This is a genomic window from Geobacter psychrophilus (assembly GCF_056821595.1).
On record NZ_JBXDTU010000004.1, the window covers coordinates 545,198 to 571,614 of the forward strand.

Below are 26,417 nucleotides of genomic sequence, written 5' to 3' on the forward strand. Positions count from 1 at the left end.
TCCTTACGGTATTGTGTCTACGTTGATGGACAGGCTGTGAACGGTCACTGCATCCGGAAACTGGCTGATCGCTTCAATGCTGAATGCCGCCCGCCAGAAGGTATAATCTCCGGCGAACAACGGCTGCTTGAAGGTCGGTGTGCTGTTATCCTGGGATGTGTAAATGAATGCCTGGACGTTGGATTTGCCCGAGGGGTTATCCAGGTCCAGCACGGCATCCAGATCGGTAATATCGTCAAAATTAATGGTATTCGACAGCCAATCGCATTGCGCGGTTACCCGTGCGGTTGTAAGTGCGCCAAAGTTGATGGCGGTACCGACCAGGTATTCGGCATTACTTCCGCCCGAGACGACCAGCTCGCCGGCGGCGATGTTGAAGTTTGTTCGTGTGCCGCCCCAGGTTGGGTCCTCCTGAATCAGGGCGTGCGGCGTCAGGCCGACGATGCAGGGAACGCTGGTGATTACTACGCTATCAGCGACAGCGGATTCTTTCGGCGGATTGCATGCGTCCATCGCCTTGATAAAGTACGTGCCGGGCTGGGCAATGCTCAGGTTGGCGTAGTTGGCGGCGGTGCGGGTCAGTTCGCTGGCACCGTACCAGCTGGCACCGGTCGTCAGTGGGCTGTGCTTGATCAGATAACCGGATACGTCCAGATCCGCGATACGCGACCAGTCGAAGCGAATGCCGCCGGTGGCCACCGGTGTGGCGTAAAAGTCGGTTACATTGGATGGTGGCGCGGTTTTGCCGAAGATGTAGGTGCGATACGGGACCAACCCTGCCAGGGACTGAGATTCACCGGCGAGGTTAACGACAGCTACAACGAAATTCCAATACGCTCCATCCACTGGTACAACCCATTCAAACGAATCGGCGCTGATCGGATTGTTACTGATCTTCTGCGGGGCGGATCCATCCTGCCAGGCCCATACCTCAACGGAGGGGAAAGCAAAGCGATTGAGAACCGGTGTCCAGTAGATCGTGGCGATGGACTCGACCAACCCGCTGCCGTATTTGCGCATGTACTCATCGACCGTCAGACCCACGATGCTTTCAAATGGTGGCGCGAATGTTCGTAACGGGTCTGTGTAGTCAAGCACACCTACAACAGGGATATCGTAATCCACGTTGTAGATACCTGCCACGTACTCCACCGCGCTGATTTTCGCTTTCAAGTCGCTGTCGCGGGAGATGTTGGAAACGCGGAAGGGTTTGGCAGTCTTCAGTATCTCCCCAACGGTGAAGACATCGAACTGCTGCGGGGCGCTGCTGAACGCCGGGGAGACGGTCAGCACGGTAGCATCTCCGGCTGCGTTGGTGATGTCGCGTTCCACCAGGCTATCATCTGCCATGCGTACCAGTATGGCGTACTGTGTTGCGGGCTGGAGAGTGATGGTCTGGTCAACGGTTATTGCCGTAGTGGTTGCCGATACGATCCGCCCACCGTAGCCCCATTGCGGCACGTCATGCTGTACCAGGATCACGTCACCAACGGTGCAGGCGATGGCGTCAATGTCCGCGCCAAAGTCGATGATCCGGCCGATGTGTTGATTATAGGCCAGCTTCCGCATGGCGTTGCGCCAGGCCATGGACGGCTTGGTAATCCCGAACAGCGATAGATTGACCTTGCTGGTGACGGTGGTCATCTCGGCATTGATAACGGTCAACTTGTCGCGCTGGTAGTTATTCTCCTGATTGATGAAATCGACCTCAATCTCAGCGGCGCGGTCCTCCATGGGCAGGAACGTTTCTTTGAATGAATCCTGATCGATGTTGCCCAGGCTAAACAGCTGGACCGGATCGGCGGGCTTGTCGATGGTGACTGATAGACGGATACCATTCCAGACCGGCGCGGCATAGGCAACTGTGCAGATACGTAGAACCGCTTCCCACAGGCTCATCTCGCTATCAAATCCGCCGTTGAACTCGATACGCTTTTCGGTGCCGCCGTTGCCGTCCGGCAGGAGCTCGTCGCAGTAATCCGCCCATTCCTTGAATTTGACATGATCGATGCGGGCGGGGTTTATGCCGTCGTAACGGTAAACGGGTGCTGAGTTATCGCTTATGGTTATCGAGTCAATTTCAAAGGCGTTGTCGTTGTCGTAACCAAAATAAAAGGATAGGCCGGTGATGGTGCTGCCGTTCCACGTATGACCAGAGCCTGAAGTAGCTGACATGTCCCATACGACATCTACGAAATCACCTGTCCATGTAGGCTGTGCAATACTCAACGTGAAAATATCAGCGTGGTCTGCTGTACTGGCGTAACACCATCCGCTCCACGTAGATCCTGCAGTACGTTTCATGCGTACCGTTATTTTGAAATAACTGGCTCCAATAAAATTGATTTCGCTTTTTATGATGCCAGCGTTAACGCCTGTTGGGGTCACGGTTATTGAATTCGTATTGATGCTTAACGTCGTGTTTGCAAGCGCAGTCCAGCCTTCAGCAACGCCATTGAACCCCCATGACATCGGGGTTGTCGATAATACGGGCTGAGTCAGCACGTCATAACATATCCATGCAGGATTGGTGCTGTATTGGTTGGTCCATGCGCTCCCGTCCCAGACACGCACAATGGCGCATTCAGCAATGCAGGAGAAGCGCAGAGACCCTGAAAGCTGATTAGTGGCAAGTGCACGTAATCCGACTAGTACCTGCCGGGGATAGGTAAACGCCTGGCCGGTTACCTCTTTGACGCTGGCCATGTATAATTCACCTAAATGGCGTGTTGTGGTGAAGTCTGCGGTGAGGCGCTCCACCTTGATATCGTAATAGTCTTTATCAGGAGTATTGCCGACACAAGTGATGCGAATAGGGTTTGCTTGTGCCCCGGTAACAACACCATAATCATGAAAACTTGTAACTATGCTTTCATTGCCTCCAATCCAGTGCCACCACTCCGTTTTGTATCCTGATAGCGGAGAAAACAGTCTGAAAATTTCGCCTTCGTAATGGGCGCTATAATCATTTGACCCTTCTGTTGTTTCGTGCCAGACCTTAGAAACTCCGTCAGGATAGACCCAGTAACCGGAACTCCAGTGGTTATCCGCTGTCAGGCCATGCTGGTATGGTGTCTTTGAAATGACTGTCCATACTGTATCGGTATGTTTTTTTATGGAGATCCTATACTGCACCGTCAGAGATGTTATCCCGCCCTGATCGTTGTAATATCCAAGGCCACGCGGGAGCTGCAGTAATATCTCCAGGCTGTCGAAGTCATTACCCTGTGTGGTGTAGATTACCGGAGTGCTGAATGTTACAAGTCGAGAGGTGCTGTATTCAACTGTCGCGTCCTTGAAATCAGATAATACAGGTTGGTTGACATATCCAAGTCTGATGTCCGGCGCCTGGACTCCGGAAAAGTTGGCAACTGGCTGGTCATTGATTTGGTAGTCAGTCAGGGATTTATAAGGACCAAGGCCCAGGTTTATAATGGCATTGACGTAGCTGCTGGCCCCGGAATAATCCACATGTGCAACGATGATGTTGCCGTACAGTTTGTTTTTGCCATACCAGCGGGGGAGCACGGTGCCTTGCTGCTGTGTGGATTGTGGCGACCATCCATATGATGGGGAGTTGGTGACATTATCCCCGTATGTCTGCAATCCTCCCCCGCCTGGTGTATTCGGAGCAAACGCCATGTTGACGATCAATCCGCCCACCATGGTGATAGCTGCGCCAATGATTGAGGCAGCGGCCATGCTCCCACCGAAATACGCCCCTGCAATTATGGGGGCGACGTACCATGCGACAACAGCGATGATGACCATGGCAATTAGGCGGCCAATCATTTTGCCATCATTGCCACCCTGTAGCACCGGAACGGCCGTGACCATATCGCCACCCCGCGGGATGGTCTCCAGATCGGTAACTGTGCGGCCATTGATCGACAGGGCAAAATCAACCGTTGCTGGCAGGAACAGAGTCTGCATCTCTGCCAGCGTCAGGCCGGATTCAATCTGTCGGGTATCCCGGCCGGTACGTTCAAATGCGTTATGTATGGTGACCAGCGTTACCCGTTCCATCGATAGTACCCCGCGACCTTGCGCTGCCATTGTAGTGAGTCGATCCGTTCCCGAGATACGCGGGTGCCCTTGGTGATGTGCAGAAATTCGTACTGAGTGACCATGTACCCGATGTGAGAGACGAAGGGCGGGCGCAACATGAAGCCGACAAAATCACCAGGCCGCGGGACGTCCACTCGAGTAAAACCCTTTTCCTCTGTTTCCTCTACCAGCAGGGCGATGCGCTCCGGTTCTTCCGCCCATGCTGAATCAGGGATGATCTGACCATTGCGGCGCGCCAGCTCGATGCAGATGCCGTAGCAGTCAAAGCGCTCCGGCCCACGTCCGCCCCATTCGAATTCTTTTCCCAGCAGGTCGATGTAATTCATGCGAGCCTCAATGATCCGGAAGCAAGGCCACGGTATCCGCCAAAGCGGGGAGCGTTGGCATGGGCGATACAATCTTCAAGCGTCCGCTTGCACGTTGTCAGTATCCCGGCATAGGCACACTCGGCACCCTTGTACTGCCAGTTGCAATGCGCGGCGATGTAACGATGTAGAGGGAAGCGCCGGCGCAACGGATTGGATGCACCCAGGCTGATCTCTGCCCATTGTGACGTGCAGGATGCGCTGATGATGTCGAAGTCCATGGTCAGTTCGGCATAGTTCTCAGACAGCAGGCCTGCGTTGACGATGTAGAGCGTGACCGGATTTCCGACACCGCCGCTGTATTTCTCGAACTCAACCTGCAGAAAGCGGGTGACGTTGGAGATTGATATTTTCAGCGAGGGGATTTCGCCTTTGCTGCTTTCCTTTGGCAGTTCGATATTGATAGGGCAGGCAATGTATTCCCGCGTCTGGAACGTGATGTCTTCGTTGTTGGCAACAAGACGAAACATAGGCCCGCCCACGCCGGTCAGGTCGAGGTCAAGCATGATCAGCCAGGGGGAATCCTGCCCGAACTGGTTCTTTGCCTGCCTGAGTGCGAGAGGAAGTGTTTTCACGCTGTCTCCAGGGTGAATTCAACGGGGTAGAGAAAGCCGGAGCCGGTCTTGATCGGGTCTGTTTTCGGCCGGGAGGTAAAACGGACCTGGTGAACGGTCGAATCGACAGGATCCGTCCAGTTGAAGATTGACCAGCCGCCGACCTGTAAATCAAAGGCTTTGAGTAGTGACCAGTCCGCTGGCGGCAAGATCATTTTTACCGGTCCGAACTTGAACCGTTGGCGCGTGTTGCGCGGGCGAGTCTGGTTGTATCCGCCCTCTGATTTGGTTGTAATGGTGTCGTCAATCGGCTCTCTTGGTACGGCCTGAGCGGTGACGCTGAGTGTCGGGAAATCTGCCATTACGCGCCCCCTCTCATGGCCCATCTAAAGGAGGGGTCCGTGTCCATGGCTTCGAGGAAGATGGTCTTGACCCAGCTGGTGCCGTCAAACTTCATGCCGCCGTCTTTGGCCTTCTGCTGCTGGCCGGTGGCGTTGATGATCTCGACCTTCAGGTTGACGTTGCCGCCCATGGCATTGTTGGGTGTGATGCCGCCCGATGCGCCTGGTGTGAATATCTCGGGACCGCGCTCACCGACCAGGTAGGATTGACCACCTGTTACGGGTCCGCCGTTTGCACGAGCTCCTGATATGTTCGGCGGATTGTTTGCCATCTCCATCGTGTTGGAATCATATCCACCGAGATAGCTGGTAACGGCGCCGCTTACCATACCGAAGAGGCCGGACACCGCCTGTTTCATCTGGATTCGCACGAGGTCGCTTATGATTGAGTTGGCCAGGTCCTTGAAATTGAGCTTGCCGGTCGTTACGAAGTTGGTCAGGGCCTGTTCCATCTGCTGCATGGTATTCACGGCCATGTCGCTGAACTGGTCCCCGAGGTTCTTTACTTCGTCGGCATAGTCCTGAATCCCGCTTTTCATCCCTTCCCATGGTGATGATCTGCGGAGGTCTTCCTGTTCCATCAACACCTCTTGATATGCATCGGACATGGCCTGTGCAGCTTTTTCGGTCGCGGCCTGCTGGTCCTGCAATTCAAGCTGGTATAGCTCTGACATCTGCCTGAAGACTGCAGCCTGCTCCTGCAATTCAAGCTGGTACAGTTGAGACATGAGGTTTTCAGGTTCTACGATAGCGGCTTTAACAGCGGCAACGGCTGCGGGCGCCGGAGTAAATGTTTTCCCCTTAGGCGGCTTTGCTCCCAGCGGGTCACTGCGGTCATCGAATGCAATGCCAGCTAGCAGGGCTTTGTTTGTATTCTTGGCATGCTCCACGATCTTGCCGGCAGCATCGCCGATGGTCTTTTCTCCGTTGGTCCATCCTTTGGCCAGCTCGGCCATGGCGCCCTTGACGTCACCTGTGGCAAGCTTGCCGATTGCCAGCACAACGCCTTCAGTTACGTCAACGAATGCTACCAACGAGGCCATGGTCCCCTTGATGGCGATGTACGCAGCCGAATCAAGGCCCAGTAGAATCGAAGAGAATGCCCAGGTAACGCCCCGGAAGAAATTGACGATAGATGGCCACCCGTCGCGCAGGTACGTTGCGAAGTTGGTCAGGATCGGCATTACATTGTCGGCAATAACACGCTTGATACCTTCGCCCATCAACCGCGTCTCGTTGTTGAACTCCAGCATGGCAACCTGGTAGCGCTTCACAGCATCTTGCGTGTCGGTGCCGATCCCGAGTCCATACTCGTCAAGCCGCTGTTTGGAGTTTTGCAGCTCCTGCTGGTTCACCCTGAGATAGTTATTGATCTGTTCATAGCCACCGATACCCATGGCAACGGCTGCGGAGTTGCGGTCCCATCCGGGCGTGAATTCATCCAGTTTGTTCTTGGCATTCTGAACGATGGTGGCGTTGTCCAGAATCTTGCCGTTCAGGTCTTTGTATGCGACACCGAGCCGGTCAAGCTCTGACGTATCCCCGTGTACCTTGGTGTCAACATTCCCGGCAACTGCGGTGATATCCAGTTTGTTGATTCCAAGCCGCGACAGGGCATCTTTCAGGGCATTGGCGTCTTGTGCTGCAATGTTCAGTTCCCGCTGAAGTTCAATGACTTCCTTGTTGGTTGCAATCAGCGTGTCAATGTTCTTACTCTTGTAGCTCTCTCCGGTAATCAGCCCTTTCATGAAGCCGGCGGCATGGTAGGCAGCGATTCCTACACCTACGGCAGTTGCAGCTACCGCCCCCAGCGCGATACCGACTGCTGCAATAGCAACCCGCGTGGCTACGAACTCTTCAACACGGTCAGTGGTGTCCTGCATCTGCGCGGCGGCTTCGGGACCGATAGCATCCTTGAACTTGGCCCCGGCAACGTCCATGCCTTTCGACAGTTCTTTCACGCCTTCCAGCGAAGCGTTAGCGGCTGCGGTGATGTCGCCAATTGAATCAGAGGAAACCTGAGCGGCCTTGGTTATCTCTACGCCTGATTTGTTTATCTCTGCGCCCATGGCTTTAGACTGCGACTGCACCTGAGCGGCGTCCTTGGAGAAGTTCTTTTGGAAGTCGTTAACAGCTGCAGACGATCCGATCATGTTGGCATGCGTCACAGCCTTAACGTCAGCCATGGCATTGACTACGCCGGAGACGTTGGCTGTAACGTTTATGTTCAGGTTTGCGAGTGCCATATTATTTTGACCTCATAACCTTTTCGAGTTCGGTCTGGAACTTCTCAATAGCCCTGCCCTGGGACATATCAAACGCGGGACGCATGAAGGGTTTTGCTGTCATCTTGCTTGTTCCGTATTCCAGCAGGACCGCATACCACTTGATCCCGCCCTTCTTGGAGTCAGCAACCTGGATGGTTGACCGCGCCCATGATTCTCTTGACCTTGCAAACGCTTCGATACTGGCCTTGAGCGCCCCGGTTTTAACTGGTGCGTGACGGGAGACTTCCTGAAGTATTTCGTTCCCAGCTATCTGAGTGATGCGCTCCAGCTCCTTGCCGCTGATCTTTCGGCAGAGGTCTTGAATATCGGTGTCGAGTTGGTCAAGACCTTCCACTGTTTGCATCCGTTGCCCCTATAGTCCGAACACTTGTGAATCGATCAGGCTGTACGTTTCTTCCGGTGTCAGTTCTTTTTCCGGCTCATTCAGGAAGTTCATAAAGCTGGCTACGGTCTTTGGTGCGCCTTCGTTCTTGAAGTGGGCGGCGTCAGTGAGCTGCATTAATTGGCCGTGTCGCAATTCGCTGCGGTACTCCCCGAACGGTTCGATTGCAGCGTACGCCTGCCATCCGTTCCACTGAGCAGCGGTCAAGCTGTTGATCAGCTCGTCTGGGTCTCTGATTCCGAGATGCAGGCAGAGTCGATAGGCAAAGAGTCTGTCGGGCCTGCATCGGAGTTTTTTATCTCGTCACCTGCAACGCCGTTCAGGCGCTTTGCAACTGCGGCGATTTTGAGTGTTGCGACGTAAGAAGCGCGGGAAAGCTCCGCAACGTCACTGTCGGTAAAAACTCTGTTGCCGGACTCATCAACCACAGCGCATGCAATCAGCGCCGGGGTGAACTTGGACATGTCAATGTTTCCGGCTGCGTCCTGGTATGATTTGTCGGTCCACAACCGGATGTAATCGGATGCCCCCATTTCAGAGACGATGAACGTCACACCGTTAACCTCGACGGGTTCGGTTTTGAGTGCCAGTGCTGCGAGTAGTGCTGATTTCATGGTTGCCCTCTGGAGTTATAAAATACGGCGCGAGTCGCCCCGCGCCGACTTGATTACGATACGGTTACTGATCCTGAACGTCTCAACTCGATGGAGCCGGATACAACTCCGTTGATTGCGGCCTCTCCGATGTCGGGGAATTTTTTGACAGATGCGCTGAACGTCCTGACCGGAGTCGCCCCGGATGGGTACGTGACCTTGAACGACTTGAGCGCCTGAGAGTTGAACGCGGCCAGCATTGCGGCCTGTCCGACGTCACTATCAAGGCAGAAGTTATCCAATGCGATGGTGCCGGGGTCAGCAAGGCCGGTCTTGAATTCCTTGGCTGTGCTGTCCAGGTCCGTGACGTCGATATCATCGGAGGTTGAGCCGGAAGGTTTGATGGTCTTGATGTTGCCGACCTTGATCCATGCCGACGGCGTGGCGGTGGCGGTGCCGATGGTGATGGTCCTACCCACGGTGTTGATCTGTACGGTAAACGTGTCGTTGGTTGCCCCGGTTGCCTTGTTCATAACAACGGCGGTCTGACCGTTCAGCAGTGCAGCGTCAGCTCCGGCGAAGTTCGCAAAGGTGACAACATCGCCGTTTGCAACTCCTGAATGACCTGTCATGGCGAGGATAGTCGGGAATCCGACTGTTACAGCTGTGAGTGTGGCGGGTGTGCCGGTTGATCCGGCGATGTGCAGGGTGGTGCCCTGTGCCTGAATGGCTGCTGAGGACATGCCCATGAGGACATGCAACGGAAAGAGAAATACGGCCCTGAAAAACGAGGTGATTTTTTCGTACATGGTGTTGCTCCTTTCGCAGCTGTCATCACGACGCGGCGGTGTTTATTTGTGTCAGTCTGTTGATCTCTTATGGTTAGCGTGTCGCTCGTCACAACGTGCGTTGATGGTTGCAATCGCCAGTGCGTTGGCTTCGGCCTGTGTCTGGTGACGATCGATCTTGTCCCAAAGCGTTTTGAATTGCCGCTCCACCTCATCTTTCATACTGGCAAATCCTGTGCTGAGTAGGTATCCGATTATTCCCAGCATGAGCAGTATCAAGCCCGCGATACCTGCCCACATAATGGCTCCTGCACTTGGCATGAGTGGCCTCCGTTAACTCCAAATTGAGAAATCAGATGATATGCGGTAAAGCTGTGTATCCTGTTCGTACAGTTCCCGGCTGGCAAGATGCACACTCTGCGGGAATGCGGTTTTCATTGCTCTTCGGGCGGTGCCACCCTTGCCGCCGATGGCCTTACATGCGCCATAGGTCGTGTGGTAAATGTCAACCTGTATCCGGGCATTGCTGAGGCTGTTGCCGTTTACATCTCCGTCCAGGTCGTTATCGGTTATGTCCGAAACCACGGAAAACACGATGTACGGTTTAGCCACCGGATCAGGCGCTACAAGTGGATAACATCGACCTGATACAAGTGCGCCGAGTGTTGCCTGTATAGTAGCAGTGCTCATCCTTCGTTCAATCCTTCAGACGCCATGATGATCAGCTCCCGGTGCCGCAATTCAGGATCAATAACCGATTGCAGGTTGTAAAATTTTCCTTCAAAAATGATTCTGTCCGCTGGCTTTACATCCGCCAAATACCGCATGGTGATGCGGGTTGATGTTTCCGCGTTGACCGTCTGAGCGTTGACCAGCTCCCGCCCCTGGAGCGGTTCGACTGAGGCCCATTGATTCGATATGTTCGCCCATGCCTCCACCGGCCCGCCAAAGTTATCTGTCGTCAAGGATTTGCGTTGTACGGTGATGAAATGTCGCAGTCTACCCGCTTTCATAGACGTACTTCCCATCGTTCAGGGTCAAGCAGTGAATCCACCACCGTCTGCAGGTCGATCACCCCGCCCTGCCCGATTACTATCGATTCCCTGTTTTCGTAGAGCGTTGCGATATTCAGCAGCATCCATGCTCGGATACATTGCGGCACGGCTTCCCCGGCGTTTATCGGCTCCCAGTTATCGGTAACGGTTGGGAGCGTTCCGGCTGCTCCAGTGAGAATGCAGGCGTATGCTGCCCCCTGGTATGTGACGCGCTGATCGATGGCATACACTGCTAATGCATCGAAAGCCGGGAAAGCATAGCCGGCAACAAACTGGATACGAACAGCGCCCGGGTAATCAAGCGATACGGGCCATGTCTGCCCGTATGCAGGGACAATTCGCCCTGGTGTAGTGTTGGTATCCACCGTGTAGAGAGACGGGCTTAGAGTGGTCAGCACGTTCGATTCATTCAGATACCTGATTGACGACACCGACTGCAGCGGCGGCAATGGTATTTCGATTACAGCAAATGGGTTGCGAGGTGAAGGCCATGGAAATGCATCCAGTGACAATTCCCATGCCTGAGGTATCAGCGCCCGTCTCAATGCAGTCTCGGCCTTTGCAGTCACGGCGGAGATATACACGTCAACCAGAGAATTTTCTGCTGTCAGATCAGCCCGCATATGATCACCGACATCGATGACGGTCAGTGGCTTTTCTGTAGGCGCTGTTATCAGTTTCAGAGTCATGTCACTGCCTTGTCAATTCACCGGACGCACAGCCGGTGAAGTTGGTAAATGGTGTCGAGTTGTTGACGATCCGCTGTGTTGTCGCATTGGCCGCCATGGTCTGCCTTGCCCCTGCCCTGGTTGCGGTACTCATCAACCGGTAACTGCAGGCCGTGGGGGTGTAGGCGCTCCAGGCGATATCGTCGCGCATGTCCTTGGTGACGGATACGACGGTGAGCGCCTGATTCTTTTTGCCGTCGGGGGCGAAGCCCATGATTTTAGTCCCTGTCAAATCCCTGGGAAGTTCGGGCTTTGCGGCAAAAGCGGCGGCGGCAATGAGCATGATTGCTGCAATGATCAGCTTTTTCATGGTGTAGCCCTCACATATTCTGCTAACCCGGCATCAACCTTGATTTTAGCCTCTACCGCATCAACACCGCACACCTGCCCTTCCTGCCAATTAAGCGACACGTCAGGTCCTGCCGAAGTTGTTTTCATGCGGATTTTGATAAGAGCGGCCACCGTTTCCGGCTCAATCTCCGGGGCGGTTTCTTCTGTCGTTTCCGGCTCAATCGCCGGGGCGGTTTTCACTCTTGCCATGTCAACCTCCCTTACGATGCCGCGTAAATGCCGACGCCCTCAAGAGCAGTGACTATGGCATTGATGCGGGTATTTGTAGCATTAACAGCGGCAATAACTTCGGCTTCTGCATCAAGTTCGCCTGTTGTGTAATTAACCTTTAGAGCGGTTAAGTGGGTTGCTTGAGTGCCGCTATTCGGGGTGATCTTTGCTCCGGTCAGTATCCGCAGTTCCCCGCCGATTACCTTACGGGCTCCGCCCTGCTCATCGTAATTTTTTGTATTATTTGACATCGATATAACCTCCGGGGCGGCTGTTCACCGCCCCTTTGAAAGTGGATTATGCGGCTGCGGGGCTTGTTGCGAATGAAGCTGCCAAAAGCTGAGTCGTAACTTCCGGTTTAACTTTTCCGTTGTATTGGACTGCGACAACGCCCAGAATTTCGGAATTGGCAACACCAAGCGTCAGCATCGCTTCAAGATATCGGCTGGTTGCAGGATCAGGTTGATAAATATCAACCACGATAGCCGATGAGGTCAGGGCGGCGGTTGTAGCAGTGACGGTATGAGTAGCACCTCCCGCAAGCTTTGTGCCGCCTGTTGCGTTGGTCGTATTGCCGTTAATATCGGCGGCGATAGTGCCTGTGTTCAGAATCGTACCGAGGCTGAAGATAAACATGCAGCCTTCATATCCGGCCATATCGAGAATGGCTGACTTGCGGGCCGTCTGCGCTGCGGCAAAATAGCCGAGTAACTGTGTGACTTTTACGTTTTTGCTGAGATTCATAGTTATTCTCCCTTGCCCCGGCTCTTCACCGGGGCTTAAATTGGTTGATTAAGGTGCTGCGACAGTACCTGTTTTGATACGGGTGAATGCTTCCGAAAGAACCGGCATGCCGTCAAACTCGGTATCAAACAGGAATCCGACCTGACGAGTCGCGGCAAACAGTTCATTCAAACGCTTAATGCGCAGAGAAAGAGACTGTGCAGTCCAGTACCAGGAGAAATCGCCAAACATACCGACGTACTGCCCGCTGGTGAACGTGTTGGGCACGTATTCCGACATATACAACTTAGAGCCTTTGAGCTGATCCATTTCGCCGATCTTGTCGGTCATCTCGAACAGGTAGTTACCGTCACCGTCCTTGACTTTGGCGAGCTTAGCAACAGCGGTCCGGTTGAACAGCCAGCAGGCGGTTCGCATGTACTGCGCTTTCTGGTTGTATTTGATATTGACAATATCGTCGCCGGTGAAGTCGTTGTTGAAGGTCAGAGTGAGATCTCGGTCAGTGTCGATACCCTTTGCAGACGCCACGAACAGGCCCAGAGGCTCCTGATTGCCTGTGCCGAGCAGATACTTGTTTTCTTTCAGGACGCTATACTTGTAGGCGGCGCGGTCCATGACGATTGCTTCCGGATTCATACCGTCGGCACGGAGCATGGCGTCACTGATCTTGATGAGCTTCGAGGAAGGGTGCGGCTTGAATTCACGCTTGCCAAAAGAAAGCGAGGTGTCTTCAGGGGCGGTTTTGATTTCCGTAATCATCTGGAAATCATCAACATCATTTTCCAGGGTGGGGAAACCAAGACCGTTTGCGTTGGTCGTGGTGTGGGCGGTTGCCAACTGCTCAAGGAATGTTAGGTTTTTGACCTTCGCGATGAGCTGCGGCACGAACTCCTGCGGGGCATTGAGAAAACCGCCGCCTGTGTCGCTGCCGGTGACAAGAGCGCGTTGCTCTTCTGCTGACAGGTTGCCGGTACGTAGCAGGTTTCTGAAAGCGGCGCTGCGGGCTTCAGCTTCGGGGGTGGTGGGCTTGTTGCGTGTTTCGTCAGCGGCTTCGAGCGCGGCGGCTGCGTTTGCGCGTTCTTCACTCTGTAATGTGGTCTCACGGTCGATGCTTGCGCGGAGATTACCGGCTTCCTGCATGTAGGCATCAACCTGTTTCCCTTCATCTTCTGTCAGTGCCCGCTTTTCGGCATCGGCCTTATCTACCAGCGCGCGGCCTTCTGTTACTGCTCTGTTTCTCTTTTCCAGCATTTCACGTAATTTGACACTCATGGTGTTGACTCCTTCGGGGCTGTCGTCACGACGCTCCTTTTTTGGGTTTATAAAACGGCTTCGAGTTCCAATCGACGGCGGCGTATTTCGTTATTGTTAACAGGCGGGGTTTCTGCCGCCTGGACTTTCTCAAGCGATCGCATTGCACAACCAGTGTCAGGATATGCGGGGTATGTGACAGGCGAAACATCCCAGAGCTGATCTATTTTGCTGATCGTGCGCGTCCAATTACCGCTGCCGTCCGGATCTCGCGCCCATTCGTCGCCATCTTCGGCAACCGTGAAGCCAAAGGACATTTCTTTTATGTCGCCGCGCCTCATCGACACCTGCAGGTCACGGCTGCACATGGTATCAGGAGGATCTATCTCTATTGCAAGCCCTGTGGCGTCCTCCTGAAGCCTGAGGGTCCCGGCAGACGTGCGGCCAAGGATGTTATCAGGATTATGGTTGAACAGCGCCCGGACGTCAGATCTCTTGATTGCTTCGGTAAACGCTCCCGGCTGGATAACTTCGCGGAAACAACCAGCAAGTAAAACAGACGGGGAATCAAATACTGCGGCATGACCGCGCATCATCGGCGTTTCGCCTTCGCCCATACCGTCCATGCGGAGTTCAATGGATACCGCGCGGCGTTCTTTATCGGGGATTGTCGGCTTGTTCATTTTTTCACGTCCTTTCCCGCGCCTGGTGCGAGCGGTTTTTGTCCTGCCATTTTTGCGGGCATCATGCCAGATTGGAGATACAATTGTTTACCCTCTTCGGTACCTGTGGGGTTCTCTCCCTCATATGCACGAACCTCATCAGGGGTCATCGACGCCATATTAACTCGGGCCTGCAAGTAGGTTCCGCGTGTTGCTGCGTCAGCCCTCATCAGTGAATCAAGATCAAAGTCAACTTCTACGCTCCCTATTTCTGAAGGGAAGAGAATGTCGCGCTCCATCGCACTTTCCCACCGAATCACAATCGGCAACATCGTATGGACTTTGAACGACATAAAGAACTGTTCAGCACTGGCAAAAGTCGCGGCCTTGTCACCGGCACCGATAAGAATCAGCGGGACGTTGAAAAAACGAGCGATATCTTCAACCTGGAATTTACGTGTTTCGAGGAATTGCGATTCATCGGCGGTCATTCCTATTTTTTCAATCGTCATGCCGCCTTCAAGGATCATGGTTTTACCTGCATTACCAGACCCTGCATATTCACCGTTCGACCTCAACTGTGCTTTCAGGCGGTCAAAGGCGTCATCTTTAAAAGCCGTAGGATGTTTGACCACCATAGGGATTTGTGCGCCGTTGCTGAACATCTTCGCGCCATGCTCTTCAGCGGCCATTGCAAGCCCGACGGTTTCTCTCATAACGCGCTTAATAACACCGATGCCGACAATCCCATTTGTGGAATAACCCTTTACGTGGAGAACTTCCGCCTGGCTCAATATCTCGGTCTCACCATATGGAGAGAGATATTCGTACCAGAGCACAGACCCCGCAGGAGGCGGAGGTGAATTGTCGTAGATGTAGTGTTTGGTGCCTGCAGATGTGACAATAAACGGCCACACATAGTCAGGGTGCATCGGTATCCATTCGTTTTTTTGCTTGCCCGGGTTGAACACATTTCGAGCGTATCCATTGCCGCGCCCCAGCCTATGGCCTTCCAGCATTTCAAAGAATTCAAAAGACGACTGCCAGCGATTCGCTCTGTTATGAATCTGCTTGTAGCAACGATGATCGCGTAAAATATCTTTGCCACCATCTGGTCTAATGCTCTTGATATGTTTTGGCAGCATAGCAAGAGTCTGTGAAAGGATTGTGATACAGGCAAAGACAGCGGATGTTCTCATTGCGGTATCAGCGGTCACGTTCTGCCCAGATGCAGTCTGACGCGTGCCGAAAAAATCAGAGACAGCAGGGTCCCCAGCCGAAATATTGATTGAAGAGCGAACCTCGAACATGCGAGAAAGCGCCCCCATTACGCGGCCACCCGCCTGAACATAGGCAGAACCACAGGAGCGATAAACAGTGAACCGATGATGATAAACATTGCGGGGGGATAAACGAGGTACAGCCCGTATCCAAGCATAGAAATGCCGGATACGAGCTGGACGTCTTGCAGATCTATCTGGGAGAGAAACTTTTTCATTGCGCTCCATCGTCACGACGGTGCTTGTTTTTAACTAGGTTACTGTTTTTTTACACAATGTCAAATGTTTTTTACTCAGTGAGTAGAAATCTTACACAAACCGTATGCGTGTTTCAACTTCCTCTGCAACCTCGATAATGCCAGCGGCCATGACTGATGCAACGATTCCGTCAATCCTTCCCGTTGACCTGGACTTGTCAAGCTTCTTATTTTCTGCAGGATCTTCAACCGCCACGGCGTTGGCTGCGCACCATGTCAACACGGGGTTGCCATCGTGCTTGATTTTATCGTCAAGCAGCTTCTCAAACTCCTTCACGGCCGGTCCCATGGACTGGAAACCCTGTCCGAACTCTACCATTTCAGGTAATTCAGCGCCTATTCTGTCCACCTCTTTGACGAAGTTTGCCATGTTCCAGCGGTCGAAGGCCGTCTTCTGGACGTCATAACCCGCGCAAATCTTCATCATGTCGGTAATGACGAACTCGTATTCGATGGTTTTACGGTCGATTGTGGTCAGATATCCGGCCTTTTGCCATGCGATATACGGAACCCTGTCCTGATCTTCCTTTTGCTTCAGGCCTATTCCCGGTATCCAGAACCAGACTTTCAGCCTCCAGTATGGATCTGAATTCCCTGGCTCGAACAACAGAGCAAATGCGGTCAGGTCACGCACTGCCGACAGGTCAAGGCCTCCCCAGCATCTACGGCCGACTAGCAATCGCTCGTCAAAGTCTTTATCCTGGCATGCAAACCATGCGTCACTTCCGATCCACGGGTTATCCGCTTCCGTCCACTGGCAGAAGCACAACCGCTTGACGGTGGCCATCTTCGAAGGCATGCCGAGTGCTTCCTTGACCTGGCTGCGGATGTAATCGTAACCGGGAATACCCGCATCAAGCGACGGGTTGACCTTCGGCCACAGAGTTTCGTCGGTCAAATACCGATCATCCACCAGATCCGCTTCATCCAGCGCGCAGATGTAAGCAAAAAACTCATCATTTTCCAGCTGGCCAGAGCTGACCATGACGCCCATGTCGTGATATTCCCAGCAGACGGTGGTCTTATCGTGCCCTGAATTGGTGATCATGACGGACAGCGGCTGCCGGCGGAACTTGAAGCCGGCGCGTAGCATCTCAATCACGGTGCCGTCTCGGTGTTCGTGGATCTCATCCAGCAGGGCCATGTGTGGCCGGGGACCTGACTGCCCTTTCTTCTCTGAGGATATGACGCGAAAGAATGAGCCCTTGTCCAGATATGCCAGGTTCCATCGTTGGGCGCCGGTGCCAGATGGTGTGAGTCTGGACTGCAGCTCCGGTGACTGATCGTAGAAAGCAATCGCATCGCGGAACAGAACCATAGCCTGGTCTTTGTACGTGGCGGCCGCGTAGATTTCAGCGCGGGGCTCGTTGTCGGCAACAAGGCCTTTCAGTCCGATGCCGGCGCATAATGGAGACTTACCCGATCCCTTCGGAGTCTCGATATAGACGACACGGAAGCGCCGGCAGTCGTCAGATATCCGTTTCCATCCGAAAATATTACCCACTATGAACGTCTGCCAGGGTAAGAGGTTGAACGGGACGCCCTCGAACTGGCCACCGTTCAGGCATAGGCACTCTTCGAAGAAAGCAATAGCCTCTGCTGCTTCGTTTTTATCGAAATAAAACCCACGTTCCCCGGCGTGTATCAGGTCATTCAGGTGACGTTTGCACGCGTCCCGGACGTGGGGCCCTGCGATGATGAGGCCGTCAACGACCTGCTGAGCGTAATCCGTGCACCGGTCGCTCATTTAAAAAACCTCTCTTTGCCTTCGGGTTTCTTTTCTTTCTTTCCGGACCCGCTGACCTTCGTCCGGCTGGCCGGCGTCAGTCCGAATTCAACCAGGAACTTGTGGGCTGTTAGCTTTGCCTTGTTGCTGATGCCCACCCATGGAGATTGGATTACGTTCCCGTTGGTGGTTTTGATAACATGGCCATGCCTCCGGATCATGTACTCAGCTTTGACATGATCGCCCCACGCCTGGCAGTACATGGCGAACGCTGACCGGTCGTGTTCAGTGATCAATCCCATCTCATCAAGAAGCGGAGACATGCGGTCCCATTCCTCCCGGGCGTGTTTCGACAGATGGTGAGGCGCTGAAGGTATTTCTATTTCCGGTTTCGGTTCATCATGAAGCGTCCGGCCTGGTCGGTTGGTTCCCTGTACCAGTTTTAATGCTGTCGGTATAGTAGGTCTGCCCATTGGTTTTGACCCCCTTTTGTTGTTTTGGTTTTGCGCAAGCGAAGGTTCAGGCTCGGTCTGGAAAGGAAACGCTCCAGAGATTTGACCCGCCCCCTATCGCTTCCACTCGTCATATGTGAAGTTCACTTTGTACCAGGATATCCATGCTGCTAAACGCATCAGCTGTGTTGAGATCCATATCCTGATACGGTACTCCTTGCACCTTCTAACCCTGACCGTGATTGTTATGGATTTAGCCGCTTCTTTCATCGACATATCTGTCTGTGGTTTCATCGTCATGCCCCTTTATTCCAATGATGTCTCGAATCAACAGGAAGCCCGTCAAGGCCACAATCTGCTTTTACCCTACCATTACCCTGCCTGTTTCCAAAAGCTCCATCCTCGCGGGCGGTTTTGCGGTCGTGGCACGTCTTACAGAGCGACTGCCAATTGGTCTTATCCCAAAACAAAACCATGTCGCCTTTGTGTGGCTTGATATGGTCAACGATGGTTGCAGCAGTCAGCCTGTTGATCTTGTAGCAATCCAAGCACAAGGGGTTTTCTCTCAGGAAGACGATCCGAGCTTTCTGCCATTCCGATGTGTAGTGTCGTTGATGTGATGTTAATCGTTTCTGCATAAAATTACCCCTGTTACAGCCTGTTACAAAACTTGTTACCTATGATTTCAATAACTTGCGCTGTTTTGTTACATGCCTTGTAACACCATTTTTATTTTTAATTTCAGCCACTTACGCTAATAAATAAATAAAAGTTACAATAAATATTATTATTATTATACATGTACGCGCACGCACATACGCGCATACGCACGCACACATACGCACACATATAGTTTCTTTTTCAGCAGTTGTAACGTAACACGTAACATGGTTGATGTTGTTGATGTTTTACCGTTACAAGGGGTTACGATGTTACGTAACAAATAAGATTTTGCATCGTTACGCATGTTTGTGAACATGATGTGCGCACTGTTAAAATTAAGGTTGTTAAGGTTAAAATTAAGGTTATCGTTAAGATTGCAGTTAAGATTTGACACGATTCGCCTCACGATATTTATTAGCCGTTCTCTGTAATTTGAAGTAGCACGCATCAAGTGGGTTAATAATTCCCCTGGATACCACGTTAGAAATTGCGCACACCAGTACGTCTATTGCCTCATCATCGGCCGCCTTTTGCGACTCATGCACCATGGCCGTGGCAAACTCATTCACCTCGTCAAAGAGCTTGTCAGCACGCGCCTCTGGTGTGGTATCGATGCTGAATTCCTTATGAAAGATATCGATGTGATGTAGCAGGTCTGGAAATTCCATTTATAACTCCCGCAGCAGCGGACTGATGAGGCCCGCCGCTGTGCTTACTGTTATAATCATCTTGGCTCTATGGCCTGTCGGCCAATGCTTCGCGCGCAATCAGTTGCAGCAGAGATATGGAAATTTCAGGGTCACACTCGTCGCAATCCTCAATTTTCTGTAGTGCCTCACGGTAATGATCCAGTTCCGCTTTCATCTTACGGCCATCTTCATAATATCGGCCAGAGGTTGCCTGAGCCTCTTCTGTCTGGCACCAAGGACACCCCCTGCGGTCTATATCCACCTCATGCAAATCACATTTAGTCATCATTTTTCACCCCCAGAGCCAAACGGGCTATATCTTGCATCTTGGTAGCTTGCAAATAGACATGCCCCGGTTCTATAGTTCCTTGTGATATTTGCCTTAGTGCTTTTTCCAGTTTCACAATCTTTTGTTCCTGCCTTAACATCGTCGCATGGCAATCGGCTATTTCAGCTAGATACATCTTTCGACAATTGTGTATCTGGCCCTCCATTATGCTCTGCCCGCAGTGTTTGCACTGGGCATACTGGTAGTTTTCACTCATAATTTCTCCTTATTGGTGCTTCACATCCGCAAACAGGACAATATGATTTTCTCCCCCATTGAGTGCGCCGGTCTTCTGGCTTCCCCCTCCATCCACATTGGCATGATGCGTAATCATCCATGTTTGACCCCCTATGCCTTCGGCAGTGCTCCGCACGCGCCAAGATGATTCTAACCAAACGTCGGACCCGACAAGCGGGTCAACTCAAGCCGTTATACTTCCCTCAACATCGTCATAGGTACCATCACGCCCCTGGACAGCCCACCACTGAACCGTGTGGCTTCTTGTTTGAATGCTCCAGGCAATCGCGCAAGGATACGACTCCAGTTATTTGCCCACGGCGTTTTCTCCAGCATCTTGGCAACACCTGAATGCTTGTTTGCAATGACGAACCCGCCCATAACATGCTTGATGCCATGCCGTGCCAGTATGTCCTTCTCAGGACAGGTACCGATTATATTGTCACTCTCCAGCAGCAGCTCTGACACGCTGAGGTTATGCCCTGGACCGACCATAATCAGTGATTCCAGTATCGCACTGAGACACGTCCGCTCGTCGCTCTGATCATCCGTAATAACGTGCCCTTCCCAGTCCTGACGACCTACAAACTCCCGCGCCTGTTCGATGGTGACGATATTCGAAGAGCACAGGGAATAAGCACAAGCCAGCAACGAACCATACTGATCACCGCAGCGCCTGGAGCCCATCATTGCCGTCACTGCCCGTTGGAATATCTCTGAATTTTTGTTTATGGTCGGAATCTGCATGATCGACCTGGAACGAATACCGCGCAGGTACTCTGGTGTGAAATGCTCCGTATAGAATGGAACGATTACCCCGTCAAACTGCTCTTTTGAGCCGTTGACCAGACTGAGCACTGACACCCGGGAGAGGTCTGCTTTCTGACTCATATTCACGTTGATTGACGCCACACCAATGCATGACCTCGGCTGATATGAGTTGACCCCACCACCACCTGACTTCGCCTTGTAGATCTTCGAATCTTCATTGCTTGACGCAGGCCTTGCAAACTCCAAGATTGCCTGAATCCTTGCCGCGGCGTTGCGGTCCTCTGCTTCGAACTCATCGAAGAACACCGAGAACGCATCATTCTTCAGAACGTTCCTCAATCCGGCTTCAGTTGTTGATCCGAGCATGCCCTTGATATGAGGTCCGGCCACCGCTTTGATCACATTGTGAATGATCCAACTCTTGCCGGATCCGGACGGACCGGTCAGCCACATGTGAGGGCGCCACTTGAGTGCACCGCATACGATAGCAGCGACACACCAGCCAGCCAGCAGCCGCCCGTTGATTGGCTTTTCCCATGACAGCATATCGCAAAGCTGAATCAGCTTGTTTGCTTCACTGGCCTGGACCGGCTTTGTCTCTTCGTCTGATATGGAGATTGCCCGCTCGTAAATGAAATGCGACTTGAACGAATTGAGAGGAACGCGCTTGCCATCCACCACAAGCGTATCTCCCAGATGCAATACGGACCTTGATTTATCTTCCCATGCGCCCAGGCCGCGCACCCTGCTGCTGTCGTAGATACCGACACCGTGACTGGTCTGTATCAGCATGTTCTTTGCCGCCGATTCGTTGTATGAGGTCTTTGCCGGAAAATGAGATTCCCACCAGACCAGAGGGGCCAGCGTCAAGAGGTGTGCCAGAGTATGCTTATCCGCGGTCAATGACTTGACCTGGCCATTGCCATTTGACAAATAAAAATACTCTCCATGGTCATATCCCAGCAGCTGGAACGGTGCCGAATTCAGCGGATGTTCCGTGTATTGATCATGATCGATCTCAGCCGGCATATAATCATCATCAACCGGTGGCGGCTCGTACTCTGCCATCGGCGGGGGGAATATCTGACGCTTGACAGCTGCAGCACCCTCGAGAACATGAAGGTCATTGAAGTCTGTCGGATGGGTGGATATGTCGGTAAAGGCAGGAAACTGCACTGCGGCCTTTATCGCCTTCGCGGCCTCACTGGCTTTGATCCTGCCAGTGTTGATCCTCTTGCCGCCGTTCAGCTCGCAGGGCACCTCATGGTATATCACCGTGCCATCGGGCTTGAATTCCTTCGCCCACTGGTCATCATCCCCGGCAATGATCAACGTCCAGTTGGGACGCTTCGAGCGGGTAGCCTCTGCAACAGCCTTCAAGTTGCCAGCGACAAATGCCACCAGCACAGCATGGCCAGTTGCTTCATGGATACTGGCGCCAGTCGCGTACCCCTCGGTAATGATCAAGGTATCATCGACCGGCTTACCGATCAGGTGCACCGCCCCGGTATAATCAACTCCGGTCTTGAATACCTTGGAGCCGTCCGGCTTGATGAACTGAATGCCCTGCAGCTCATTTTTCAACGTCTTGATAGGGACTAGCAAAGCATCACCCATCATTTTCAGGCCGTAGGCCTTGACCTGCTTCTTGACCAGGTACGGGTGGTCATCCGTGGCCGGCACCGCATTGGCCCAGATGGTTTTACACTTCGAAATGCACTCTTCAGCCGCCTGCTTGCGGTCTTCAACCTGCTTGCGCCTGAGGTCATTCTGTCGTTTGGCATAGGCGGCTTTCTCTTCTGGGGTGAATTCGGTCGCCGTTTTATTGCACCACTTGATAGCGCCGTTGCTGTCGCCCACCCATCGCCCGAACGACCCCGCCTGAATGCCGTTCTCAATGGGATACAGGATATACCAGTTCTTTTTATTCTGAGGCTGATCAGACGGCCCTGCATAACGGTGAATCTTGCCGTCATCGGTTAGTGTGTCCGGGGGATCTATCCCGGCATCTCGCATGGCGTTTATCATGCGGCCACCACCCTACGCGTGAACCAACGCCGCAAACAATACGATCTGACGACTGAAATCACCGTAAAATACAGCCCGATCATGATGTTGTCTCGGAACGCTACGTGAATACCGAACAGAGGGAATATTGCCAACTGCGAGGCCAGGGCTACGAAATACCCGATCAAAACATTGATAATGCTTTCGATGAAGCTATGGCGCCGTGTCTGTTTCATATCTCTACCCTCGCAGCCGTCAACCCATCCTGAATAGCCTTGACCGCAACACGCCCTGATGGTGATGTGATTTTTTCATATAATTGCATGGTTGAGACTCCTGGAATAATTTATGGAATAATTACAGCAACGGATTACACACGCCCAACGCTTCATCTACATTTCGAACTACACCAGCCCGCCCGCCATCCTTACGCACCGCATTGATGAAATTGGCCTGCTCGGGTGTCGGTTTGCCGGTAGCGGTCTTGACCTCCATGGCCAGAAATACCGCCACGTGCCTGCCCACCATCTCAGGTGTGATCGTGACCCTTCGCCAGCCGATCAAGTCGGAAGACCCGACGCAAAGACCGAACTGTACGCGCCGGCCGTTGACAATATGGAACTGCCCGCCCTCCTGTTTGACTACCTGACCGAGTACGCCGTTGCCGGTATTGTTGCGGAATACCTTTGCGCCGGCCTGACTCGCTGCCAGCATGATCTGGGTTTGTATGTTTTTTTCACTCATGCCGCCTCCCTTTCCAGCAGCGGCACTTGTAGCCATCCGTCTTCAATCTCCATGAACGGCGCAGTTGCCACCGGCTCAAGTCCTGTCCATTTCTGCGGCCAGGTATTGGCATTGATCAGACTTTCTATTGCTTGCTGTTCTTCGGGGTTGATCAAGAAATATTCTGGATCACCACAGGCTCTTGCACCGACGTTTACCGCCTCCTGAATATCAAGAACCTGCTGCATTCCCCACCGGCGTGCTTCCATGGTGAGCGGACCCATACGGTTCTGATTCTTACTAAGTACCCCGGCCTTTGTCTTTTCGCCCGTCGGTTTGCGTAGTCTGTTGTGTGGCTTTTTAAGTTCAGCGTACAAAGGGCGCAACCCCATTAAAGGCTGAAGATATGCCCACCGTTCATTTGTCAGTAAGGTTTCAAGGGCCATGTCACGAGCTGCAAGATTACATCCGACACAACCTGTCCGTGCGTTGATTTCCTCAGCCTCTTCGCCGCCGTAAGAGTCTGCAACGCGCTCGGTCGGAAAACCGCCTTGTGGAGCCCACTGACGCAACCATTTCCAGACGAAGCACACGCGCCAGTGCAGAAGTGGCGCCAGCGTATCCGCTACATGTTCAGGGGTAGTTTCCTGAAACCATCCTTGCCCGCATTCAGCGCCATTCTTTCCGCACGAAAGGGATATACGGGCGTCACGTTGTGCCGATTCCCCCAGGCGCACACCGGTCAACATAAGAAACTTCTGGTCGTGTTTCTCGCGGAGTTCTGCAAGCGCGGCCATCATCGGCTCGATCTTGATTTGCGAGGTGCACCAGCGGAACGTGTTAGAAGGGGGAGGGACGCCGCGGCCAAACATATAAACAAAAAATCTATCTTCCATTTTCGGAAGCACAACGTGACATTCGCAACCCAATTCCTTCAACCGATCCATGACGGCCATGGCTGAATTTTGAAGGGGTGGCAACTCCATACGTGTGTCTGCATAAAGTATAGTCAACGATTTAGGTGCCGGGATATTGCCGTTTGCTATTAACTGAGGTATGAGGGTGGCGACGGCTGAAGAATCTTTGCCTCCACTATATGCGATTACCCAGTGGTCATAGAGAGGGCCAAACAGGTTCATTGAATCGGTAGTGATTTGAATCGCCTCGGTCATTGTTTGACGAATTCCGTCAAATAAAGTCGGTTGTGCTTTTATAATTTCAGTGTCAGTTATATTGAGCCCAATATTCATTATCCCCTCCCATGATTAAGTGATGGTGCGCCGTGCCCGCTACGGCCCTGCTTTGCTCTGTACCGATGGTAGGCCCAACCAGGCGCATATCCGCGCTTATCAGCCAGCCGCTGGAAATCCTCCAGGGTCTTGCACTGCCCCTCTTCGCGCTTGCGGAACATCTTGGCGCGGTCGGCCTCGATCTCTGCCAGGCGCTTGGTGTCGAGCTCCTGCAGCTCCCCGTCAGCCGTCTCAATCTCTCTGGCTGTGACCTCATACACATAGCCGCAAAACGGGCACTTCGGAGCGGGTGCGTGCACGGCATAGCACTGCTCGCACTGCTTGATTTTCAAATCTTCATCGTCCTGTTTCTTGCTCTTTGCTACCTGCTTGGAGCCTTCAAGCGACCATTCCCGATCTTCCTCCGGCATGCCGTGCCGCATGACATTACCGACATGATCCAAAATGATTGCATGCTCTTTGCCGGGATACATCCGCAGCGCCCGCCCTACCTGTTGCAGGTACAGCCCCATTGAAGCGGTCGGCCTGAGAAGGATCGCCGCGCCCACTATCGGAATATCAGTGCCCTCACTTATTACGTCGCAGCTGGTCAGCACGTTCAGCCGGCCGTTCCCCAGGTCTGCAATCCGTGCCTTGCGGTCGGTATCGTGCATCGTGCCGTCGATACTTGCCGCCCGATATCCCGCCGCCCTAAACTGTTCAGCTACATGCTCGGCATGAGCTACCGAAGCACAGAACGCTATGGCCGGGACACCGTTGCAGAGATTGCCGTAATGCTTCACGGCACAGCCGGTGATTACCGGCTTATCCATCGCGGCGGCGGCATCAGCCGTAACGAACTCGCCGTATTTCTTCCGCAGGTTCGACAGGTCGGCACCGACGGGCGGGGCGTAAATCTTCGGTCTGGCCAGATAACCCTGCTCGATCAACCATGAGACTGTCGGGCCATTGACCATCGAATCGAAGAACCCGCCCGCAGATCGGCCTAGACCTTTGCCGTCCAACCGGCAGGGTGTAGCTGTAACGCCCAGGATGTTGGCCTGCGGGAATTTGCTGAAAATCTTTGACCAGGATGATGCCCCAGCATGGTGGCACTCATCTGAAATGATAAGCTGTGGCGGGTGGATTTTATCCAGGCGCCTGACGAGCGTCTGCACGCTGGCCACCTGGATATTATCCCATGAGGGAGTGAACCCCGGCGCGATAATGCCGTGATCCACCCCGATCTCGTTAAGTGAAGCAGAAGTTTGCCGAATGAGCTCCTGACGGTGCACCAGGATCAACACTCGGTTATTGCGCTTGCTGGCCCCCTCGGTGATGTATGAAAATACCACCGTCTTGCCGCCGCCTGTCGGGAGCTGGTACAGCACGTTGCGGTCGCCAGCCCTGAAACGGGCGCGTAATCCGTCAACGCCTTGTTGCTGGTATGGTCGGAGGGACAGGATCATTGCGGTCCCCCGAACAGGACGAGTCGGGCATACACGCTAACTTCAATTTTCAACTTTGCAGCAGCGATCTTGATATGTTTCAGTTCAAGGTCAGATACCCGCAGCGATAGAACGTTGTAGCGCGGGTTTTCTTTCATGCGTCCCAT

General features: G+C 53.1%; 32 protein-coding genes. All 32 read right to left on the reverse strand.

What is annotated here, in order from left to right:
* Positions 1-3: 3 nt before the first annotated feature.
* The 32 genes from ACOCF6_RS04785 to ACOCF6_RS04940 all read right to left on the reverse strand — a co-directional run bounded on the left by ACOCF6_RS04785 (position 4) and on the right by ACOCF6_RS04940 (position 26,417).
* Positions 4-4,026 (reverse strand): host specificity factor TipJ family phage tail protein, encoded by a 4,023-nt coding sequence (locus ACOCF6_RS04785; RefSeq protein ID WP_482459250.1) that lies wholly within the window; start codon positions 4,024-4,026, stop codon positions 4-6.
* Positions 4,014-4,394, reverse strand: a complete 381-nt coding sequence (locus ACOCF6_RS04790) for an NlpC/P60 family protein (protein WP_482459251.1) — start codon at positions 4,392-4,394, stop codon at positions 4,014-4,016. Before ACOCF6_RS04790 ends, ACOCF6_RS04785 begins: the two co-directional genes overlap by 13 nt.
* Positions 4,391-5,008 (reverse strand): DUF1833 family protein, encoded by a 618-nt coding sequence (locus tag ACOCF6_RS04795; protein WP_482459252.1) that lies wholly within the window; start codon positions 5,006-5,008, stop codon positions 4,391-4,393. The genes ACOCF6_RS04790 and ACOCF6_RS04795 overlap by 4 nt, the downstream gene beginning before the upstream one ends.
* A complete protein-coding gene (locus ACOCF6_RS04800) occupies positions 5,005-5,349 on the reverse strand; it encodes a hypothetical protein (protein ID WP_482459253.1) in 345 nt (114 codons plus the stop codon). Before ACOCF6_RS04800 ends, ACOCF6_RS04795 begins: the two co-directional genes overlap by 4 nt.
* The gene (locus ACOCF6_RS04805; protein WP_482459254.1) at positions 5,349-7,634 is read right to left on the reverse strand and encodes a phage tail tape measure C-terminal domain-containing protein; all 2,286 of its coding nucleotides are present in this window, start codon (positions 7,632-7,634) and stop codon (positions 5,349-5,351) included. Before ACOCF6_RS04805 ends, ACOCF6_RS04800 begins: the two co-directional genes overlap by 1 nt.
* Before the next feature lies 1 nt (position 7,635).
* Positions 7,636-8,019, reverse strand: coding sequence for an HK97-gp10 family putative phage morphogenesis protein (locus ACOCF6_RS04810; protein ID WP_482459255.1), 384 nt, complete (start codon positions 8,017-8,019; stop codon positions 7,636-7,638).
* Positions 8,020-8,028: 9 nt separating this feature from the next.
* A complete protein-coding gene (locus ACOCF6_RS04815) occupies positions 8,029-8,265 on the reverse strand; it encodes a phage tail assembly protein T (RefSeq protein ID WP_482459256.1) in 237 nt (78 codons plus the stop codon).
* Positions 8,266-8,273: 8 nt separating this feature from the next.
* Entirely contained in the window at positions 8,274-8,672 is a 399-nt protein-coding gene (locus ACOCF6_RS04820; protein ID WP_482459257.1) for a hypothetical protein, read from the reverse strand.
* A 53-nt stretch (positions 8,673-8,725) separates the two neighbouring features.
* Entirely contained in the window at positions 8,726-9,460 is a 735-nt protein-coding gene (locus ACOCF6_RS04825; RefSeq protein WP_482459258.1) for a phage tail tube protein, read from the reverse strand.
* Between the two features lie 51 nt (positions 9,461-9,511).
* The gene (locus ACOCF6_RS04830; protein ID WP_482459259.1) at positions 9,512-9,760 is read right to left on the reverse strand and encodes a hypothetical protein; all 249 of its coding nucleotides are present in this window, start codon (positions 9,758-9,760) and stop codon (positions 9,512-9,514) included.
* Between the two features lie 12 nt (positions 9,761-9,772).
* Positions 9,773-10,129, reverse strand: coding sequence for a DUF3168 domain-containing protein (locus ACOCF6_RS04835; RefSeq protein WP_482459260.1), 357 nt, complete (start codon positions 10,127-10,129; stop codon positions 9,773-9,775).
* Positions 10,126-10,452, reverse strand: a complete 327-nt coding sequence (locus ACOCF6_RS04840; protein ID WP_482459261.1) for a phage head closure protein — start codon at positions 10,450-10,452, stop codon at positions 10,126-10,128. The genes ACOCF6_RS04835 and ACOCF6_RS04840 overlap by 4 nt, the downstream gene beginning before the upstream one ends.
* The gene (locus tag ACOCF6_RS04845) at positions 10,449-11,183 is read right to left on the reverse strand and encodes a head-tail connector protein (protein WP_482459262.1); all 735 of its coding nucleotides are present in this window, start codon (positions 11,181-11,183) and stop codon (positions 10,449-10,451) included. Before ACOCF6_RS04845 ends, ACOCF6_RS04840 begins: the two co-directional genes overlap by 4 nt.
* Position 11,184: 1 nt before the next feature.
* The gene (locus tag ACOCF6_RS04850; protein ID WP_482459263.1) at positions 11,185-11,532 is read right to left on the reverse strand and encodes a hypothetical protein; all 348 of its coding nucleotides are present in this window, start codon (positions 11,530-11,532) and stop codon (positions 11,185-11,187) included.
* Positions 11,529-11,762, reverse strand: a complete 234-nt coding sequence (locus ACOCF6_RS04855; protein WP_482459264.1) for a hypothetical protein — start codon at positions 11,760-11,762, stop codon at positions 11,529-11,531. Before ACOCF6_RS04855 ends, ACOCF6_RS04850 begins: the two co-directional genes overlap by 4 nt.
* Positions 11,763-11,773: 11 nt before the next feature.
* A complete protein-coding gene (locus ACOCF6_RS04860) occupies positions 11,774-12,034 on the reverse strand; it encodes a hypothetical protein (protein WP_482459265.1) in 261 nt (86 codons plus the stop codon).
* A gap of 46 nt (positions 12,035-12,080) precedes the next feature.
* On the reverse strand, positions 12,081-12,527 hold the full coding sequence (locus ACOCF6_RS04865) for a hypothetical protein (RefSeq protein WP_482459266.1): 447 nt from the start codon (positions 12,525-12,527) through the stop codon (positions 12,081-12,083).
* A gap of 48 nt (positions 12,528-12,575) precedes the next feature.
* A complete protein-coding gene (locus tag ACOCF6_RS04870) occupies positions 12,576-13,799 on the reverse strand; it encodes a phage major capsid protein (RefSeq protein WP_482459267.1) in 1,224 nt (407 codons plus the stop codon).
* Between the two features lie 47 nt (positions 13,800-13,846).
* The gene (locus tag ACOCF6_RS04875; protein WP_482459268.1) at positions 13,847-14,461 is read right to left on the reverse strand and encodes an HK97 family phage prohead protease; all 615 of its coding nucleotides are present in this window, start codon (positions 14,459-14,461) and stop codon (positions 13,847-13,849) included.
* Positions 14,458-15,750, reverse strand: coding sequence for a phage portal protein (locus tag ACOCF6_RS04880; RefSeq protein ID WP_482459269.1), 1,293 nt, complete (start codon positions 15,748-15,750; stop codon positions 14,458-14,460). Before ACOCF6_RS04880 ends, ACOCF6_RS04875 begins: the two co-directional genes overlap by 4 nt.
* Positions 15,751-16,029: 279 nt before the next feature.
* On the reverse strand, positions 16,030-17,724 hold the full coding sequence (locus ACOCF6_RS04885) for a terminase large subunit (RefSeq protein ID WP_482459270.1): 1,695 nt from the start codon (positions 17,722-17,724) through the stop codon (positions 16,030-16,032).
* Entirely contained in the window at positions 17,721-18,176 is a 456-nt protein-coding gene (locus ACOCF6_RS04890; RefSeq protein ID WP_482459271.1) for a phage terminase small subunit P27 family, read from the reverse strand. Before ACOCF6_RS04890 ends, ACOCF6_RS04885 begins: the two co-directional genes overlap by 4 nt.
* 275 nt (positions 18,177-18,451) lie before the next feature.
* Complete coding sequence (locus ACOCF6_RS04895; protein ID WP_482459272.1) at positions 18,452-18,793, reverse strand: HNH endonuclease; 342 nt, start codon at positions 18,791-18,793, stop codon at positions 18,452-18,454.
* Positions 18,794-19,198: 405 nt separating this feature from the next.
* Complete coding sequence (locus ACOCF6_RS04900) at positions 19,199-19,486, reverse strand: pyrophosphohydrolase domain-containing protein (RefSeq protein WP_482459273.1); 288 nt, start codon at positions 19,484-19,486, stop codon at positions 19,199-19,201.
* Positions 19,487-19,553: 67 nt separating this feature from the next.
* Complete coding sequence (locus ACOCF6_RS04905; RefSeq protein WP_482459274.1) at positions 19,554-19,796, reverse strand: hypothetical protein; 243 nt, start codon at positions 19,794-19,796, stop codon at positions 19,554-19,556.
* Positions 19,786-20,052 (reverse strand): hypothetical protein, encoded by a 267-nt coding sequence (locus tag ACOCF6_RS04910; RefSeq protein WP_482459275.1) that lies wholly within the window; start codon positions 20,050-20,052, stop codon positions 19,786-19,788. Before ACOCF6_RS04910 ends, ACOCF6_RS04905 begins: the two co-directional genes overlap by 11 nt.
* A 212-nt stretch (positions 20,053-20,264) precedes the next feature.
* Positions 20,265-22,871, reverse strand: a complete 2,607-nt coding sequence (locus ACOCF6_RS04915) for a toprim domain-containing protein (RefSeq protein WP_482459276.1) — start codon at positions 22,869-22,871, stop codon at positions 20,265-20,267.
* The gene (locus tag ACOCF6_RS04920) at positions 22,868-23,086 is read right to left on the reverse strand and encodes a DUF7220 family protein (RefSeq protein ID WP_482459277.1); all 219 of its coding nucleotides are present in this window, start codon (positions 23,084-23,086) and stop codon (positions 22,868-22,870) included. The genes ACOCF6_RS04915 and ACOCF6_RS04920 overlap by 4 nt, the downstream gene beginning before the upstream one ends.
* 121 nt (positions 23,087-23,207) lie before the next feature.
* Positions 23,208-23,594 carry a VRR-NUC domain-containing protein gene (locus ACOCF6_RS04925; RefSeq protein ID WP_482459278.1) on the reverse strand — a complete coding sequence of 129 codons (387 nt, stop codon included), beginning with the start codon at positions 23,592-23,594 and terminating at the stop codon, positions 23,208-23,210.
* Positions 23,591-24,823 (reverse strand): phosphoadenosine phosphosulfate reductase domain-containing protein, encoded by a 1,233-nt coding sequence (locus tag ACOCF6_RS04930; protein ID WP_482459279.1) that lies wholly within the window; start codon positions 24,821-24,823, stop codon positions 23,591-23,593. The genes ACOCF6_RS04925 and ACOCF6_RS04930 overlap by 4 nt, the downstream gene beginning before the upstream one ends.
* Complete coding sequence (locus tag ACOCF6_RS04935; RefSeq protein ID WP_482459280.1) at positions 24,823-26,271, reverse strand: DEAD/DEAH box helicase; 1,449 nt, start codon at positions 26,269-26,271, stop codon at positions 24,823-24,825. Before ACOCF6_RS04935 ends, ACOCF6_RS04930 begins: the two co-directional genes overlap by 1 nt.
* Positions 26,268-26,417 carry a hypothetical protein gene (locus ACOCF6_RS04940; protein ID WP_482459281.1) on the reverse strand — a complete coding sequence of 50 codons (150 nt, stop codon included), beginning with the start codon at positions 26,415-26,417 and terminating at the stop codon, positions 26,268-26,270. Before ACOCF6_RS04940 ends, ACOCF6_RS04935 begins: the two co-directional genes overlap by 4 nt.

What these genes read in the sequence shown, in the direction of transcription:
- ACOCF6_RS04790 (WP_482459251.1), bottom strand. Translation starts at nt 4,394, where the DNA reads ATGAATTACATCGACCTGCTGGGAAAAGAATTCGAATGGGGCGGACGT.
- ACOCF6_RS04800 (WP_482459253.1), bottom strand. Translation starts at nt 5,349, where the DNA reads ATGGCAGATTTCCCGACACTCAGCGTCACCGCTCAGGCCGTACCAAGA.
- ACOCF6_RS04860 (WP_482459265.1), bottom strand. Translation starts at nt 12,034, where the DNA reads ATGTCAAATAATACAAAAAATTACGATGAGCAGGGCGGAGCCCGTAAG.
- ACOCF6_RS04885 (WP_482459270.1), bottom strand. Translation starts at nt 17,724, where the DNA reads ATGAGCGACCGGTGCACGGATTACGCTCAGCAGGTCGTTGACGGCCTC.
- ACOCF6_RS04865 (WP_482459266.1), bottom strand. Translation starts at nt 12,527, where the DNA reads ATGAATCTCAGCAAAAACGTAAAAGTCACACAGTTACTCGGCTATTTT.
- ACOCF6_RS04835 (WP_482459260.1), bottom strand. Translation starts at nt 10,129, where the DNA reads ATGAGCACTGCTACTATACAGGCAACACTCGGCGCACTTGTATCAGGT.
- ACOCF6_RS04890 (WP_482459271.1), bottom strand. Translation starts at nt 18,176, where the DNA reads ATGGGCAGACCTACTATACCGACAGCATTAAAACTGGTACAGGGAACC.
- ACOCF6_RS04810 (WP_482459255.1), bottom strand. Translation starts at nt 8,019, where the DNA reads ATGCAAACAGTGGAAGGTCTTGACCAACTCGACACCGATATTCAAGAC.
- ACOCF6_RS04920 (WP_482459277.1), bottom strand. Translation starts at nt 23,086, where the DNA reads ATGAAACAGACACGGCGCCATAGCTTCATCGAAAGCATTATCAATGTT.
- ACOCF6_RS04910 (WP_482459275.1), bottom strand. Translation starts at nt 20,052, where the DNA reads ATGAGTGAAAACTACCAGTATGCCCAGTGCAAACACTGCGGGCAGAGC.
- ACOCF6_RS04880 (WP_482459269.1), bottom strand. Translation starts at nt 15,750, where the DNA reads ATGTTCGAGGTTCGCTCTTCAATCAATATTTCGGCTGGGGACCCTGCT.
- ACOCF6_RS04830 (WP_482459259.1), bottom strand. Translation starts at nt 9,760, where the DNA reads ATGCCAAGTGCAGGAGCCATTATGTGGGCAGGTATCGCGGGCTTGATA.
- ACOCF6_RS04935 (WP_482459280.1), bottom strand. Translation starts at nt 26,271, where the DNA reads ATGATCCTGTCCCTCCGACCATACCAGCAACAAGGCGTTGACGGATTA.
- ACOCF6_RS04940 (WP_482459281.1), bottom strand. Translation starts at nt 26,417, where the DNA reads ATGGGACGCATGAAAGAAAACCCGCGCTACAACGTTCTATCGCTGCGG.
- ACOCF6_RS04900 (WP_482459273.1), bottom strand. Translation starts at nt 19,486, where the DNA reads ATGGAATTTCCAGACCTGCTACATCACATCGATATCTTTCATAAGGAA.
- ACOCF6_RS04905 (WP_482459274.1), bottom strand. Translation starts at nt 19,796, where the DNA reads ATGATGACTAAATGTGATTTGCATGAGGTGGATATAGACCGCAGGGGG.
- ACOCF6_RS04855 (WP_482459264.1), bottom strand. Translation starts at nt 11,762, where the DNA reads ATGGCAAGAGTGAAAACCGCCCCGGCGATTGAGCCGGAAACGACAGAA.
- ACOCF6_RS04805 (WP_482459254.1), bottom strand. Translation starts at nt 7,634, where the DNA reads ATGGCACTCGCAAACCTGAACATAAACGTTACAGCCAACGTCTCCGGC.
- ACOCF6_RS04825 (WP_482459258.1), bottom strand. Translation starts at nt 9,460, where the DNA reads ATGTACGAAAAAATCACCTCGTTTTTCAGGGCCGTATTTCTCTTTCCG.
- ACOCF6_RS04850 (WP_482459263.1), bottom strand. Translation starts at nt 11,532, where the DNA reads ATGAAAAAGCTGATCATTGCAGCAATCATGCTCATTGCCGCCGCCGCT.
- ACOCF6_RS04915 (WP_482459276.1), bottom strand. Translation starts at nt 22,871, where the DNA reads ATGATAAACGCCATGCGAGATGCCGGGATAGATCCCCCGGACACACTA.
- ACOCF6_RS04820 (WP_482459257.1), bottom strand. Translation starts at nt 8,672, where the DNA reads ATGAAATCAGCACTACTCGCAGCACTGGCACTCAAAACCGAACCCGTC.
- ACOCF6_RS04925 (WP_482459278.1), bottom strand. Translation starts at nt 23,594, where the DNA reads ATGAGTGAAAAAAACATACAAACCCAGATCATGCTGGCAGCGAGTCAG.
- ACOCF6_RS04870 (WP_482459267.1), bottom strand. Translation starts at nt 13,799, where the DNA reads ATGAGTGTCAAATTACGTGAAATGCTGGAAAAGAGAAACAGAGCAGTA.
- ACOCF6_RS04875 (WP_482459268.1), bottom strand. Translation starts at nt 14,461, where the DNA reads ATGAACAAGCCGACAATCCCCGATAAAGAACGCCGCGCGGTATCCATT.
- ACOCF6_RS04895 (WP_482459272.1), bottom strand. Translation starts at nt 18,793, where the DNA reads ATGCAGAAACGATTAACATCACATCAACGACACTACACATCGGAATGG.
- ACOCF6_RS04845 (WP_482459262.1), bottom strand. Translation starts at nt 11,183, where the DNA reads ATGACTCTGAAACTGATAACAGCGCCTACAGAAAAGCCACTGACCGTC.
- ACOCF6_RS04840 (WP_482459261.1), bottom strand. Translation starts at nt 10,452, where the DNA reads ATGAAAGCGGGTAGACTGCGACATTTCATCACCGTACAACGCAAATCC.
- ACOCF6_RS04930 (WP_482459279.1), bottom strand. Translation starts at nt 24,823, where the DNA reads ATGAATATTGGGCTCAATATAACTGACACTGAAATTATAAAAGCACAA.
- ACOCF6_RS04785 (WP_482459250.1), bottom strand. Translation starts at nt 4,026, where the DNA reads ATGGAACGGGTAACGCTGGTCACCATACATAACGCATTTGAACGTACC.